This is a genomic window from Rhizobium leguminosarum bv. viciae (assembly GCF_012276115.1).
Taxonomy (GTDB): Bacteria; Pseudomonadota; Alphaproteobacteria; order Rhizobiales; family Rhizobiaceae; genus Rhizobium; species Rhizobium leguminosarum_T.
In genome coordinates, this window is record NZ_WIEU01000003.1 from 74,074 (window position 1) to 89,035 (window position 14,962).

The 14,962-nt window shown below is 61.2% G+C and carries 16 protein-coding genes; 10 read left to right on the forward strand and 6 right to left on the reverse strand.

What is annotated here, in order from left to right:
• Window positions 1-140 precede the first annotated feature (140 nt).
• Window positions 141-758, reverse strand: coding sequence for a J domain-containing protein (locus GFM02_RS06230; protein ID WP_011653732.1), 618 nt, complete (start codon window positions 756-758; stop codon window positions 141-143).
• Window positions 759-860: 102 nt separating this feature from the next.
• Here GFM02_RS06230 and GFM02_RS06235 point away from each other — a divergent pair, with 102 nt between their 5' ends.
• Window positions 861-1,145: a BolA family protein gene (locus GFM02_RS06235; RefSeq protein WP_027666811.1), complete on the forward strand. Its 285-nt coding sequence runs from the start codon at window positions 861-863 to the stop codon at window positions 1,143-1,145.
• 48 nt (window positions 1,146-1,193) lie between these two features.
• On the opposite strand, the gene GFM02_RS06240 is transcribed toward GFM02_RS06235, so the two are convergent.
• The 3 genes from GFM02_RS06240 to GFM02_RS06250 are packed head-to-tail and all read right to left on the reverse strand — an operon-like array spanning window position 1,194 to window position 4,221.
• Entirely contained in the window at window positions 1,194-2,504 is a 1,311-nt protein-coding gene (locus tag GFM02_RS06240; protein WP_168321155.1) for an HlyC/CorC family transporter, read from the reverse strand.
• Window positions 2,504-3,634, reverse strand: coding sequence for a 3-dehydroquinate synthase (gene aroB, locus GFM02_RS06245; RefSeq protein WP_168321156.1), 1,131 nt, complete (start codon window positions 3,632-3,634; stop codon window positions 2,504-2,506). Before aroB ends, GFM02_RS06240 begins: the two co-directional genes overlap by 1 nt.
• On the reverse strand, window positions 3,631-4,221 hold the full coding sequence (locus GFM02_RS06250; RefSeq protein WP_020051853.1) for a shikimate kinase: 591 nt from the start codon (window positions 4,219-4,221) through the stop codon (window positions 3,631-3,633). Before GFM02_RS06250 ends, aroB begins: the two co-directional genes overlap by 4 nt.
• Window positions 4,222-4,369: 148 nt before the next feature.
• On the opposite strand from GFM02_RS06250, the gene GFM02_RS06255 reads away from it, so the two are divergent.
• From GFM02_RS06255 to GFM02_RS06295, 9 genes are all read left to right on the forward strand, one after another.
• Window positions 4,370-4,546, forward strand: a complete 177-nt coding sequence (locus GFM02_RS06255; protein ID WP_020051854.1) for a hypothetical protein — start codon at window positions 4,370-4,372, stop codon at window positions 4,544-4,546.
• 5 nt (window positions 4,547-4,551) lie between these two features.
• Entirely contained in the window at window positions 4,552-5,505 is a 954-nt protein-coding gene (gene xerD / locus GFM02_RS06260; protein WP_168321157.1) for a site-specific tyrosine recombinase XerD, read from the forward strand.
• A 62-nt stretch (window positions 5,506-5,567) separates the two neighbouring features.
• Window positions 5,568-6,521, forward strand: a complete 954-nt coding sequence (locus GFM02_RS06265) for an acetyl-CoA carboxylase carboxyltransferase subunit alpha (protein WP_168321158.1) — start codon at window positions 5,568-5,570, stop codon at window positions 6,519-6,521.
• Between the two features lie 196 nt (window positions 6,522-6,717).
• Complete coding sequence (locus GFM02_RS06270) at window positions 6,718-7,944, forward strand: L,D-transpeptidase family protein (protein WP_168321159.1); 1,227 nt, start codon at window positions 6,718-6,720, stop codon at window positions 7,942-7,944.
• Between the two features lie 5 nt (window positions 7,945-7,949).
• Window positions 7,950-8,174, forward strand: coding sequence for a sulfurtransferase TusA family protein (locus GFM02_RS06275; RefSeq protein ID WP_017989572.1), 225 nt, complete (start codon window positions 7,950-7,952; stop codon window positions 8,172-8,174).
• A gap of 580 nt (window positions 8,175-8,754) precedes the next feature.
• Window positions 8,755-9,732, forward strand: a complete 978-nt coding sequence (locus GFM02_RS06280; RefSeq protein WP_168321160.1) for a TRAP transporter substrate-binding protein — start codon at window positions 8,755-8,757, stop codon at window positions 9,730-9,732.
• 148 nt (window positions 9,733-9,880) lie between these two features.
• On the forward strand, window positions 9,881-10,459 hold the full coding sequence (locus tag GFM02_RS06285; RefSeq protein ID WP_011653741.1) for a TRAP transporter small permease: 579 nt from the start codon (window positions 9,881-9,883) through the stop codon (window positions 10,457-10,459).
• A gap of 4 nt (window positions 10,460-10,463) precedes the next feature.
• Complete coding sequence (locus GFM02_RS06290; protein ID WP_131663260.1) at window positions 10,464-11,744, forward strand: TRAP transporter large permease; 1,281 nt, start codon at window positions 10,464-10,466, stop codon at window positions 11,742-11,744.
• Between the two features lie 9 nt (window positions 11,745-11,753).
• Window positions 11,754-12,527, forward strand: coding sequence for a FadR/GntR family transcriptional regulator (locus GFM02_RS06295; protein WP_131663259.1), 774 nt, complete (start codon window positions 11,754-11,756; stop codon window positions 12,525-12,527).
• Window positions 12,528-12,558: 31 nt separating this feature from the next.
• Here the strand turns inward: GFM02_RS06295 and GFM02_RS06300 are convergent, their stop codons facing one another.
• On the reverse strand, window positions 12,559-13,746 hold the full coding sequence (locus GFM02_RS06300) for a CobW family GTP-binding protein (protein WP_168321161.1): 1,188 nt from the start codon (window positions 13,744-13,746) through the stop codon (window positions 12,559-12,561).
• Window positions 13,747-13,765: 19 nt separating this feature from the next.
• Window positions 13,766-14,899 (reverse strand): serine hydrolase, encoded by a 1,134-nt coding sequence (locus tag GFM02_RS06305; RefSeq protein WP_168321162.1) that lies wholly within the window; start codon window positions 14,897-14,899, stop codon window positions 13,766-13,768.
• Window positions 14,900-14,962: the final 63 nt, after the last annotated feature.

Consider the following 14,962-nt stretch of genomic DNA (forward strand, 5'->3'; position numbering starts at 1 on the left):
AGAGTCCCGGACAAGAAACGCCGCGTCCGGAAGGTCGGCGGAGGCGATGTCGGGAAAACGCACAAATATGAGCCGCGTTTGCCTGCGGCCTCAGCCGATTGGGACCATACCCGATTGAAGCCCAAGAGCAAGGACGGGAATTAACAAAAACCGTTCTGCTTCAACAATTGATAGGCCTGGATGACCGCGCGGAAACGCTCCTCCGAGCCGCGGTCGCCGCCATTGGCATCCGGATGGTGTTTCTTCACCAGTTCCTTGTAGCGGCTCTTGATCTCCGCCGATGTCGCATTGGCATCGAGGCCCATCGTTTCGAAGGCCTTGGTCTCAAGCGATTTCAGCTTGCGCGCCTGGGGGAAACGCGGTCCGCTGCCCTTGCCGCCTTCCTTGACGAAGCCGAAGGGATCGCGAACGCGGGTATAGGCGCCGGAGCGGATCTCCGAATGCAGCGGACTGTCCTTCGCCGCCTTGTTGACGCCGACCGTCCATGTCGGCCGATGGCCGGTGATCGCCTCTTTCTGGTAACGCGCGATCTCGCCGTCCGAAAGACCGGAGAAATAATTGTAGCCCTTGTTGTATTCCTTGACGTGCTCGAAGCAGAACAAGAAGAACTGGCCTTCCGCATTGCGGCCGACGGGAGCGCGATGCGCCCCCTTCTTGTCGCACCCGTCCCATTGACAGGTAGGCGGCGCCTGCTCTGTCTCCGGTTCGCGTTTGCGGCGTGTTCGGATGCGATCGAAATATTTGGAATCAAGTCTCATGACGGCGCTAATTATGAGGCTGTCGCGAAGCGACAACAAGAATTGACAAACGGGAATGTTGCAGGCTTGGTAGGAACCCTTTTCGCGAACCAGCAAGACCGGATGATGACCCTGCGAACCCGCATCGAAGAAAAACTTGTTAAAGCCTTCGCGCCCGAACGCCTGAGCGTCATCGACGAAAGCCATCTGCATGCCGGCCACCAGCCTGATATGTCAGGCACCGGCGAAACCCATATGCGGGTGAGGATCGTTTCCGGAAAATTCGCCGGCATGTCGCGGCTGGCGCGCCACCGGGCGATCACCGACCTGTTGAAACCGGAGCTCGATGCCGGCCTGCATGCGCTGGCCGTTGAACCGGCTGCACCAGATGAACCGACCCGCTGGTAGCGGCACCGAAGCCTATATGGATATTCGCCGCCTAAAACCCAAGCCGAATCAGGCTGGCTTTGCGCCGTCTTCCCCGGCCGGGCGGATGCGCAGCTTGGTGATGCGGTTCTTCTCCCGCTTCATGACGACGAAACGCTTGCCGTAGAAGGTGAAGGCCTGGCGCTCTTCCGGGATGGTCATCGATTCGTGGATGACCAGGCCGGCGATCGTCGTCGCCTCCTCATCGGGCAGGTTCCAGTCGAGCGCCCGGTTCAGGTCGCGGATCGGCACGCCGCCGTCGACGACGACGGAACCATCGGCTTCCTGACGCACGCCCTGTATCTCAATATCGTGCTCGTCGGAAATGTCGCCGACGATTTCCTCGAGAATATCCTCCAGCGTGACGATACCCTGCACCTCGCCATATTCGTCGACGACGACGGCGAAATGCTGCTTGCGCCGCAGGAAGGCGTTGAGCTGGTCCTCGAGGTTGGTGCTGTCGGGCACGAACCACGGCTTCTGCGCGATCTTCACGATATCGAGGTTCCGCGGCTCCATGTTCGGCTCGGCAAGCGCCCGCAGCAGATCCTTGGCGTGGACGACGCCGATGATGTTGTCGATCGTGCCGCGCCACAACGGCATGCGCGTATAGGGGCTTTCGAGGATGACGCGCACCACTGCTTCCGGCGCATCGTCGGCGTTGATCGCCCGCATCGCGGTGCGGTGGACCATGATGTCGGACAGTTCGAGCTCGCTGAGATCGAGCACGCCGCCGAGGCGGTCACGGTCGGCCTTCACCACCGATCCCTCACGGTGCAGCAGATCGACGGCGCCGCGCAGCTCCTCATGCGCCGTCAGCATCGATATCTCGCGTGAGAGATTGATGCCGAACAGCGAAAGAATCTGCCGTACGATCGCATTGACGAAGGAGGAAACCGGGCCGACGACGGCAACGAACAGCCTGGCCGGCAACGCGATGGCGAGTGCGAAGCGCTCGGGCGCCGAAATCGCCCAGCTCTTCGGCAGCACTTCCGCGAAGATGACCAGGATGATGGTCATCGCGAGCGTCGCCAGCGCCACGCCGGAACTGCCGAACAGCCCGAGGAAGAGGCTGGTGGCGATCGAGGAGGACAGGATATTGGCGAGATTATTGCCGATGAGCAGCGCGCCGATCAGCCGGTCGCGCCGCTCGATCAGCTGTCGGACGAGGCCGGCGCGTTCGTCGCCGTTGACTTCGAGCGTATGGACACGGCTGCGCGAAACGGCGGTGAGCGCGGTCTCGGAGCCGGAAAAGAAGGCGGACATGAGCACCAGCGCCGTGATCGAAAGGATCTCCGGCCAGTATGTCGAAAGAAATGCCAGAGCGCCTTCGACCGACATCAGGCGTGTTTTTCCCGGAGAAAGCTGATCACTTCGGACGCCGGAACGTCGTCGGCGACGAAGGACTGGCCGATGCCGCGCGTCAGGATGAAGGTGAGCTTGCCGCTCTTGACCTTCTTGTCCTGGGCGATCGCGTCCATCAGCGTTTCGGCTGGCGGCAGGTCGCCTGGAATGTCGGACATGCGGGTCGGCAGGCCGACCTCCTTCAGATGCCGCTCGACGCGCCGCGCATCGTCCGTGCTTGCAAGGTTCATCCGTGCGGAGAATTCGTGCGCCAGCACCATGCCGATCGAAACGCCCTCGCCATGCACGAGGCGGGAGCTGTCATAGGCAGTCGCCGCTTCCAGCGCGTGGCCGAATGTATGGCCGAGATTGAGCAGCGCCCGCTGACCGTTCTCGCGCTCGTCGGCAACGACGACGTCGGCCTTTGCCTGGCAGCTGGCGGCAATCGCCTCGATGCGCGCCGAGCCGCCGGTAAAAACTGACTTCCAATTCGCTTCCAGCCAGGCAAAGAAATCCGGCTTGTCGATCAACCCGTATTTGGCGACCTCGGCGTAGCCTGCGCGGAATTCGCGCTCGCTCAGCGAATTCAGCACATCCGTATCGGCCAGAACCAGGTCCGGCTGATGGAAGACGCCGATCAGATTCTTGCCATGGCGGGAATTGATGCCGGTCTTGCCGCCGACGGAGGAATCGACCTGAGACAGCAGCGAGGTCGGTACCTGCACGAAGCGCACGCCGCGACGGACGATGCCGGCCGCAAATCCGGAAAGATCGCCGATGACGCCGCCACCAAGCGCGATGACGTAATCATTGCGCTCGACGCGGGCTTCGAGCACCTTGTCGCAGGCCGTCATCAGATGTTCGAAGCTCTTGGTCTTCTCGCCGGACGGCAGGACGACCTCAGTCGAGGCGATACCTGCTTCATCCAGACTTGCGACAAGTGCTTTGAGATAGAGCGGCGCGACATTTTCATCGGTGACAACAGCCGCCTTGCGGCCCTTGAGGCGAGAGGCAATCTCGGCGCCGGCCCGCGCAATCAACCCCGGCCCGATCAGGATGTCGTAGGCGCGCTCGCCGAGCGGCACATGCACCGTTCGGATGGCGGAGGCGGAGATTATCGCATTCATGACGCTGCACTTTCCTTCTGAGCTTCGATCAAGGCCTTTAAGACTTCGTCGGCCATGATTTCCTTGCGGACGTCGCGCGAAAGCACGGTCAGATCGGCCTGCGCATAGATCGGATAACGCGCATTCATCAGGCCCTCGAGCGTCTGCTTCGGATTTTCGGTCTTGAGCAGCGGCCGCGTGTCGCGCTTGGAGACCCGGTCCCAGAGCACGTCGAGATCGGCCTTCAGCCAGACGGAAAGGCCGCCCTTCTTGATATGCTTGCGCGTCCGGTCGTTGATGAAGGCGCCGCCTCCGGTGGAGACGACACGCGGCCCGCTCTTCAGCAGCCGCTTGATCACCCGCGCTTCCAGCGCCCGGAACTCCTGCTCGCCATAGGCGGCGAAAAGCTCGGCGATCGTCATGCGCGACACCCGCTCGATCTCGAGATCGCTGTCGATGAAGGGAATGGCGAGCTGGCTGGCGACGATGCGCCCGACAGAGGATTTGCCGGCGCCCATCAGGCCGACAAGGATGAGATTGCGTGAACCGAGCGCGGCGCGAGCTCTGTCTTTCAAGCTTTCAGCAACGGTCAGCAGTTGTTCACTCATCGGTCCATTCACACTTTGTTTGCAAACGGTATCGACAAATGCAGATGGAGCGTCAAGTCGCAGGCAAGGGAATCATGGCTTGAATACCGCTTCTTGCACTTGCAGATAGGCTTCTTATAACAGAAGCAGAGCATGAAGGAGTTGCTGGATGCCGACCCTGTTCCGTTTCCTGTTCGTCTGCGCGATCCTCGCCGGGACGGTCTACGGAGCGATGCTGGCGCTTGTGACCTTCGTGGAGCCCGAGCCGCGCGACGTGACCATCCGCATTCCGTCCGAGCGGGTCAATCCGCCCCCCACGGGCGCGATCGACACGACCAGGAAGTGACCGGCATGGTGGATCTCGGCCGCGCCCATGTGGAATCCTTCCTGGAGATGATGAGCGCCGAGCGCGGCGCTGCCGCCAACACGCTGCAATCTTATGAACGCGATCTCGACGACATCAGATCCTTCCTGAAGGAGCGCAGCATAGGGCTCACCGAAGCCGCCTCCGCCGATCTCGCCGCCTATCTCTCCTCGCTCGCCCGAAAGGGCTTCAAACCCTCGTCCCAGGCGCGCCGGCTTGCCGCCATGCGGCAGTTCTACAAGTTCCTCTACGCCGAGGGACTGAGGACCGACGACCCGACCGGCATACTCGACGCACCGAAGAAGGGCCGTCCGCTGCCGAAGACGATGGGCGTCGAAGAGGTCGGCAGGCTGCTTTCGCAGGCAGAGGCCGAGGCGGAGGATGCGGGTCCGGGCCAGCTGCAGCGCCTGCGCATGCTGGCTCTGCTGGAACTGCTCTATGCCACCGGAATGCGGGTCAGCGAACTTGTCTCGCTTCCTGCCCGCGTGCTCGATCAGGAAGGCCGTTTCCTGATGATCCGCGGCAAGGGCAACAAGGAGCGGCTGGTGCCGCTGTCGCAATCGGCGATATCAGCCCTGAAATCCTACGGGCGCCTGCTGGCGGCCGAAAATGCAGCGGCGAAGGAGCCGCAGGAAAGCCCCTGGCTGTTTCCCTCCGTCTCGAAGGAAGGATACCTGCCGCGCCAGGTTTTTGCCCGCGACCTCAAGAACCTGGCGATCCGCGCCGGCCTGACGCCGTCGCTGATCTCGCCGCATGTCATGCGCCACGCCTTTGCCAGCCACCTGCTGGCCAACGGCGCCGATCTGCGCGTCGTACAGGAACTCCTCGGCCATTCGGACATTTCGACCACACAGATCTACACACATGTCCTCGAAGAGAGGCTGCAGCAGCTTGTCCAGACGCATCACCCCCTTGCCAAACAGGCGAAAAAGCACGAATAGGACCGGCGACAAGGGGCGGAGCCAGGAAAACGCCCCGGGCACAAGGAACGGAAACGCACCTCATGCACAATTATCTCGACTTCGAAAAGCCGATCTCCGACCTCGAAGGCAAGATCATCGAGCTGAAGAAGCTCGCAACGGAAGACGAGAGCATCGACACCACCGATGAGATCGGCAGGCTGGAGGTTCGCGTCCGCGACGCGATCGTCGAAATCTATTCCAAGCTCAATCCCTGGCAGAAGACGCAGGTCGCCCGCCATCCGCAGCGCCCGCATTTTGTCGATTACGCCAAGACGCTGTTCCAGGAATTCACGCCGCTTGCCGGCGACCGCAAATTTTCCGAGGATGCCGCGATCCAGGCGGGCCTTGCCCGTTTCCGCGGCCAGCCCGTCGCCGTCATCGGCCAGGAAAAGGGCAATGATACCAAGAGCCGCCTGAAGCACAATTTCGGCAGCCCCCGCCCGGAAGGCTACCGCAAGGCGATCCGCATTCTTGAAATGGCCGATCGTTTCGGCCTGCCGGTGATTTCGCTGGTGGATACGGCAGGCGCCTATCCCGGCGTCGGCGCCGAAGAGCGCGGCCAGGCCGAGGCGATCGCCCGCTCGACGGAAATGTGCCTCGGCGTCAAGGTTCCCCTGGTTTCCGTCGTCATCGGCGAAGGCGGCTCGGGCGGCGCCATCGCCATCGCCACCGGCAACAAGGTCTACATGCTCGAGCATTCGATCTACAGCGTCATCTCGCCGGAAGGAGCCGCCTCCATTCTCTGGCGCGATTCCACCCGCGCCCGGGAAGCGGCGACCAACATGAAGATCACCGCCGAGGACCTGAAAGCGCTCGGCGTCATCGACGGCATCATTTCCGAGCCGCTCGGCGGCGCACATCGCGATCCCGACAGCGTGATAGCAGCAACCGGCGACGTGATCGCCAGTGCTCTGGCCGAAATGGCGTCCCGCTCGGGCGAGCAGCTGCGCAACGACCGCCGCCAGAAATTCCTCGCCATGGGCCGCAATCTCTAACGGACATTCGGCTCTTCGCCGATTGGGGCCAAATCTTGGCCACATTGATGTTATCTGTAGCATTCGCGCTTGCGGGGATGTTCCAGGCACGTCATAGGCTGGTAAGGACTTGTAAAGTATAAGCCGTCTATGATTCCGTTTGATGCCGGGACTCCATGGGCGGACCGGGTCGCATTATCTTTATGGGCTAGTTGGGATGCGCATACGTCATTTTGCCTATATTTCCTTGATGGCGCTGGCTCTGTCCGGCTGCAATGACGCGTTGGAAACCGCGCAGGTCGATCTTTCCAAGGTCAAGAACAAGGTCGAGCAGCCGCTTCCCAGCCATATCCTCGCTCAGATGTCCGCCAAGGGCATGGATCGCAATTCGCCGATCATGATCCGCATCTTCAAGGAAGAAGGTGCCATGGAGATCTGGAAGGCGAAGACCGACAACCGTTTCGACAAGATCGCCGACTATAAGATCTGCGCCTGGTCCGGCCGTCTCGGTCCGAAGGTAAAGACCGGCGACCGGCAGGCGCCGGAAGGTTTCTACGACCTGACGCGCGCCAACCTGAACCCCAATTCCAAATATTATCTGGCGATCAACACCGGCTTTCCGAACCGCTACGACGCGGCGAACGGCCGCACCGGCTCCGATCTGATGATCCACGGCGCCTGCTCCTCCTCCGGCTGCTATTCGATGACCGACCAGCAGGTGCTGGAGATCTACGCCTTCGCCCGCGACGCCTTCAAGGGCGGCCAGTCGACCGTGCAACTGCAGGCCTTCCCCTTCCGCATGACGGCGGAAAACATGGTCAAGCACCGCCTCGACAGCAGTTACGACTTCTGGAAGATGTTGAAGGTCGGCTACGACAATTTCGAAGTGACGAAACGCCCGCCTGAAGTGAACGTCTGCGAGAAGAAATACGTCTTCAATCAGCAGGCAGCCGACGGCGGCGCCTTCAATGCCGCCGGCAAGTGCCCTGCTATGTCGACGCCGCCGGCGCTGACGGCCGCCCTTGCCGCCTACGGCAAGACCTACGATGCCGATTATGCCAAGGCGATGAGCAAATTTGACGGCATGGCCTGGTACGATCCCACGGAAGCCGAGCGCAAGGCCGTGGTCGCCAAGCTGCGCAAGGGCCGTGAACTTGCTTACGCTCCGACCGGCACCTCGCTGGAAGCCGGTCGCATGGTCAAGGTCGCCGAACTCGAAGACCTGATGGCCAAGCGCACCGCGCAGGGCCTCGCCGCCAAAACCGTGCCGGGCGCCACGCCTGCAGCTCCTGCCCAGCCTCAGGCAACGGCCGTCGCTGCCGCGACGCCCGCGGTCGTGCCGGTGCCGATGCAGAATCCGCTGGCCTTTACCGCGCCCGAACCGCAGGAAACGGCAGACGCCACGGCAAAGAAGCCGTTCTGGAAATTCTGGGCGAGGAACTGAACGGCTTGAACCCCGTTCTCTACGATCTTCGCGGCCTGAAATGCCCACTCCCCGTGATCAAGACACGCAAGAAGCTCGCCGCCATGGCGAGCGGCACGCTCATTCGCGTCGACACCACCGATCCGCTTGCTGTGATCGACATGCCGCATTTCTGCAATGAGGACGGCCACGAACTGGTCGAGACGGAAAAGACCGAAAGCGGCCACCGCTTCCTGATCCGCAAGCGCTGAAGCGCGTCTCCCAAACCAGTAAGCAGATCTAAAAGAGCCACGCGGTTGCGGCGCATATCTTGCCGAAGCATGGGACCAGCAAACCATCGGGCAGAACCAGCGTAATTGAACGAGCCTGGTTCACGATAGGCTTCACCGTCAACTGCGTCCGCGCCTCCGACCTTGCCTGCTCGCGCTTTCACAGCGTCGACAGGAGAGCAAGCAGTGGCGAAAATTCATCATACAACTACACAGCTTTTGTATGTTGACATTATACTTTACAGCATCTAGCCATAGTGAGCCGATCGGAGGAACGGCAAGAATAGAGGAGGCTATCGATCCACGTCTTCTGTTTCCACGAGAAGAGCGACAGTGTTCGCGTGCAGAGGTATGCAACTGCTCCATCGGACCCAATGGGCACGTTGAGGTTGGTATGTCTCGATGAACCTCTTGCAACTCACGCAACCTTTCGGGCCGGACCATCAGCGCCCGGTTGTGGAAATATCACCGGAAGGCAAAGTGTGCAGAGGACCTTCCTCTAGGTCGCAAAGCCGGGATATCGACTCTGAGAATAAATCGTCATGCAAAACGGGAGGAAAGCATGAAAAACTTTGTTAAACTGGCGGCCGGTCTTATGGTTGCCGCCTCATTCGTGAGCGGCGCGGCCAGCGCTCAAACGGTGCTGAAATCGTCCGATACGCATCCGGACGGCTATCCGACAGTCGAAGGCGTCAAATATTTTGGCGAGCTGTTGAAGGAGCGCACGCAGGGCCGTTATTCCCTCGAAGTGTATCATTCCGCCCAACTTGGCGAGGAGAAAGACACGATCGAGCAGGTGCGCTCCGGCGTCATCGAGCTGAATCGTGTGTCAATGGCGCCTTTCAACGGCACTGTGAAGGAATCGGTCGTTCCGGCTCTGCCCTATATCTTCCGGTCGGAAGAGCACATGCACAAGGTCATGGACGGCGCCATCGGCGACCAGATCAAGAAGGCGTTCGAACCGGCCGGTCTCGTGGTGCTTGCCTTCTACGATGCCGGCGCGCGCTCGTTTTACAACAAAACGAAGCCGATCAATTCGGTTGCCGACATGAAAGGTCTGAAGTTCCGCGTCATCCAGTCCGATATCTTCGTCGACATGGTGGCGGCCCTCGGCGCCAATGCCACGCCGATGCCCTATGGAGAAGTCTATTCGGGGATCGAAACGGGCGTCATCGACGGCGCGGAAAACAACTTCCCGAGCTATGACACCGCCAAGCACGCCGAAGTGGCGAAGAACTATTCGCTGGACGAGCACACGATCCTGCCGGAAGTGTTCGTCATGAACAAGGCGGCGTTCGACAAGCTGACGCCGGAGGATCAGGCGGTCTTCAAGCAGGCGGCCAAGGACAGCGTCGCCAAGCAGCGCGAGCTGTGGTCAGCCAAGGTCGCTGAATCGCGCACCAACGTCGAAAAGCTCGGCGCTCAGATCACCATGCCGGACAAGCAGGGGTTCATCGACGCCATGGCCCCGGTTTACGAAAAGCACGTGAAAGATGACGTGCTGAAGAAGATGGTCGAGGATGTAAAGGCTGTGCAATAGCCATAGCCTGCCTTCCTTTTTGCAGAAAGCGGCGTCGGTTATCGGGGTGGACAATTATCGCCACCCCGGTTCACCCGCCGCTTCGTGCACATCTTTCTCGTTTCCTCCCGCCAAGGGAGAGTGAGCGCCCAATTTCGACGAGGCCCTTATGTCGAACAACCTGACACCCGTCGTCAATTTTCTGACACGCCTGAGCAACGCCGCCCTTTGGCTGGCGGGCACCGGCTTGGTGCTGATGACGGTCTTTGTCGCCTGGCAGGTGTTTTGCCGCTATGTGCTGAACGACTCGCCGAGTTGGACGGAGCCGGGCTCGGTCATGCTGATGAGCTGGTTCATCTTCCTCGGCGCCGCCGTCGGCATCCGAGAGAATAATCATCTTGGTTTCGACGTGCTGCTTTATGTGCTGCCGAAATCCGGCAAGCGCGTCCTGCGCATGATCTCGGACGTCGTCATTCTCGCCTTTGGCGCCGGCATGGTCTGGTACGGCGGCGCGCTCATAAGCCTGACCTGGAACACAACCTTGCCTTCGCTAGGTATCTCAGGCGCGTTCGACTATCTGCCGCTCGCAGGCGGCGGCGTGCTTGCCGTCATCTTCTCGCTGGAGCGCATCGTGCTCCGCCTCGCCGGCGAACCGATTGACGATGCGCTGGATGAGATTCTGCCGGCGGAGATCGCCGTCGAGATCGAAAACATCAATGCCGATCCGAACGTCAAATTGAAAGTCTAGCACGATGGAACTCTGGATCCTGTTCGGTGTTTTCACCACCTTGATGCTGATAGGCACGCCGATCGCCTTCTGCCTCGGCGTCTCCAGCTTCGCCACGGTGCTCTACATGGGCCTGCCGCCGCTGGTCATCTTCCAGCGGCTGAATTCCGGCATGAGCGTATTTTCGCTCCTCGCCATCCCCTTTTTCATCTACGCCGGCGACCTGATGGTGCGCGGCGGCATCGCCAGCCGCATCGTCGCCTTCGCCGCTTCCCTGGTCGGCCACGTACGCGGCGGCCTCGGCCAGGTCAACATCGTCACCGCCACACTGTTCGGCGGCATCTCCGGTTCGGCGGTGGCAGAAGCCGCAGCCGTCGGCGGCCTGATGATCCCGCAGATGAAGCAGCGCGGCTATGGCGCCGATTATGCGGTGAACGTCACTTCAATGGCAGCGCTGATCGCGCTGCTCCTGCCGCCCTCCCACAACATGATCATCTATTCGATCTCCGCCGGCGGCAAGATCTCCATCGCCGACCTGTTCACCGCCGGCGTGTTGCCCGGAATATTGCTTGCGGTCGCGCTCATGGTGACCGCTTACATCGTTGCGCGCTCGCGCGGCTATCCGACAGAACCCTTTCCGGGCTTTGTCATGGTGGCTCATTTGCTCGCGGTCGCACTCCCCGGGCTGCTGCTGATCGCCATCATCTTCGGCGGAGTGAGGTCCGGCATCTTCACTGCGACGGAAAGCTCTTGCATCGCGGTGCTCTACGCGCTGCTGATAACCCTCCTGGTCTACCGGCAGATGAGCTGGAGAGACTTCGTGCACGCCACGCAGGGTGCCGTTCGCACGACGGCAATGGTGCTTTTGATTATCGGCACAGCCGCCGCCTTCTCCTGGTTGATGGCCTTCCTCAAGGTGCCTGCCTCGCTGGTGATCTGGATGAAGAGCGTCGCCGACGACCCGCTGACGGTGCTGCTCCTGCTCAATGTCCTCATGCTTGTGCTCGGCACTTTTATGGACATGGGGCCGACCATCATCATCTGCACGCCGATCTTTCTGCCGGTGGCGCAAGCCTACGGTGTCGACCCGGTGCACTTCGGCGTCATCATGATCCTGAATTTCGGCATAGGGCTGAACACGCCTCCAGTCGGCGCGGTGCAATTCGTGGCTTGTGCAGTCGGCAAGATCTCTGTCTGGGAGGCCATGCGCTCGATCTGGCCGTTCTACGGTGCGGGCATCGTGGTGCTCGGGCTGGTCACCTACATCCCGGCGATTTCGCTGTGGCTGCCGAGCGTGTTCAAATAGGAGTGCGAGATGGCGACCGACACAGCCGTAGATTTCAGGGTCGAGCGAAGGCCGAAACTCTCCGAAGGCGTCGTTTCGGCCATCCGCGCTCAGGTCGTGTCCGGAGTATACGCGCCCGGCCAAAAGCTGCCGACGGAGACCCGGATGGGCGAACTCTTCGGCGTCAGCCGCACCGTTGTCCGTGAGGCGATTGCAACCCTTGCCGCCGACGGCCTCGTCGAGGCGCGGCAAGGCGCCGGCGTCTTCGTCAAAAACCATCCGACGATTGCCTTCGGTTCGATCAGCGGCGATGTCGGCAACAAGGTTTCCCATGCGCTCAACATTATCGAGGTGCGCATGGGGCTGGAAATCGAGAGCGCGGGGCTTGCGGCGCTACGGCGCAATGCGGCCCAGGAAGCGCAGATTCAGGAAGCATTCTTCGAATTCGACCGGCTGCTCAAGCGCGGCGAAGCAACCGGCAAGAGCGACTTCGCTTTCCACCGAGAAATCGCGGCTGCCACCAATAATTCATATTATGTCGAAGTTCTCGATGCGCTTGGCATGCGGGCCATCCCCTGCGACGTCGCCTCGCCCTGGGGTACGGACAGCACGCTGTCGCGTAACTATCAGGAAGGCCTGCAGCGCGAGCATCTGGCGATTTTGAAGGCGATTTCCGCCGGGGACGCAGAAGCCGCCCGCGCCGCCATGCGCGCCCATCTGGCGGCAAGCCAGGAGCGCTATCGCACCCTTCTCAGCGGTCAGCAGGCCAAGTGGATGTCAAGCATTCTTAAACGCAAGACCTGAAGAAGATCGCGCGGCGACAAAAATCAACGGTTTAAATCCGCATGCCGGGGATGGCGAGCGGATTGTCCGACAGCACCGCACGATCGGGCATATCGATGCGCGGCTTGCCGAGGAAGGCATCGAAGAGATCCTTCACGAATGTTTCCGGCAGATCCCGGGTGATCAGCACCATGCGCGTGCGCCGGTCTTCCCCCGGCCAGGCGGGAAGCCGCACCGGCGGATGGAAGATGCTCTGCACCCCATGCAGCACCAGCGGCCGATCCGGCCGGTCGGAAACGGACACGATCGCCTTCATCCTCAACAGTTTCTCGCCATGGGCCGAACGCAGCAGATCGATGAACATCTCGAGTGCCATCGGATCGATCGGCTTCTCCTCGATGATCGAGAAGGAACGGATCGAGGCATCGTGACGATTGACGTCGTGCGGATCCTGGTGCGCATGCCCCTGATCACCAAGATGGTGATGATCAAGATGGTGGTGACCGTGGTCATCATCATGATGGTGATGTCCATCACGACCGTGGTCGTGATTGTGATGCGCCTCGTGGGCATCCTCGTCCTGCAGCCAGCGGCCGACATCGGCGATCTTCGTCGCCGGATCGTAGAGCCCGTTGACCAGCACCGCGGCACTGCCCGCCTCGGCGCTGTCGGCATCCATCATCGTCGCACGCGGATTGAGCGCCCGCAGCCGCTTTTCCAGCCCCTCGGCTGCCTCGGCCATCGTCTTTTTCGAGACGATCAGCCGGTCGGCGACCGCCGCCTGCCTGCGCGCTTCCTCGTGATTGTCGAGCGTCTGCAGCCCATTCACCGCGTCCACGACGGTGACGACGCCGTCGAGCTCGAAATTCGTGGCGATGACGGGATTTCCCATGATCGCCTGCATGACCGGTGCAGGATCAGCAAGGCCCGTCGTCTCGATGACGACGCGTTTGACCGGCTTGACGCGGCGCGTCTGCACGGCGTCCATCAGGTTCGCCAGCGTATCGACAAGCTCGCCGCGCACGGTGCAGCAGAGGCAGCCATCGGAAAGCTCGATGATCGAATCGCCGGAACTTTCGACCAGAAGATGATCGATGCCGACATCGCCGAATTCGTTGATGATGACGGCCGCATCCTTCATGACAGGATCTTTGAGGATGCGGTTGAGCAGCGTCGATTTGCCGGCGCCGAGAAAGCCGGTCAGGATGGTGACCGGAATCCTGTCGTTGAGCGCGCTCATGTTATTTTACCTTAAAAGCTTAAAATGATGTCGGGCGCGGCATCGGCACCGGCACGTTGGCGATCGCGCCCGCGGTATCGCCGCGCGCCATTTTTTCCGGCTGCGCGGCCGGCTGCGGATCCTGGCCGGGAATCAGGCCGGCAAAGACGAATTGCGGATCGTGGTCCATCGGTTGGATATAGGGTGACTGCACCTTCATGCGGCCGACCTCGTCGCGCGTTTCGCTGCGCACCTTGGCACCCTTGGCGCTGCAGATATCGGCGCTGATATCGGTCACCTGGTCCTGCCCCGACCCATAGGGTCTCAGCGAACCCAGCGTGTCGTTGCTGGCAGGCTGCGTGGTGAAGCCCTTCTGCAAAAGGTTCGCGGTCGCATCGGCGCGGGCTGCAAGGCTGTCGGTGCCGAGCACGACGGAGATCAGCGTGCGGCCGTTGCGCGTCGCCGACCCGATCTGGTTGAAGCCCGAAGCGCAGATGAAGCCGGTCTTCATGCCGTCGGCGCCGGCGAAACGGCCGATCAGCATGTTGAGGCTCGGCACGTTCTGCTGGCCGTTGGTGAAACCTTCCAGCGAGAAATAGGCGGCATATTGCGGAAAATCGCGGCGCAGCGCCACCGTCAGCACCGCCAGGTCGCGTGCCGTCGTATACTGGCCCTTGCCGGGCAGACCGTTCGGATTGACGAAGTGCGAATCCGTCATGCCGAGCTTCAGCGCCTCACCGTTCATCCGCGTCACGAAGCCTTCCTGCGTGCCGCCGATGGCTTCGGCAACCGCGACCGACACATCGTTGGCCGACTTCACCAGCAGGATCTTCAATGCGCTGTCGAGCGTCAGCTTCTGGCCCGGCTTGAAATACATTTTGGCGGCCGGCTGCGCGGCGGCGCGTTTGCTGATGACGACGGGCGTATCGAGGCTGATCTGACCGGCGCGGATTGCGTCGAACACGGTATAGACCGTCATCAGTTTGGTCAGCGAGGCCGGATACCATTTGCGGAAGGCTTCTTCATGCTCGAGCACGCGGCCGGTCTGCACATCGACGAGAATGTGCGGATTGGCATGGGCCACCGGAACGGAAGCCAGAAACACGGCAGTCGCCGCTGACACGAAAGAAAGCGGCCGCAAGGCAGCAAACAAACGGAAGTGGCTCGTCGACACGGTTCGTCCTTCGGATATCAGGAAAATCTCGAAATCTTCCCCTATTTAGCCTATATGGCTATG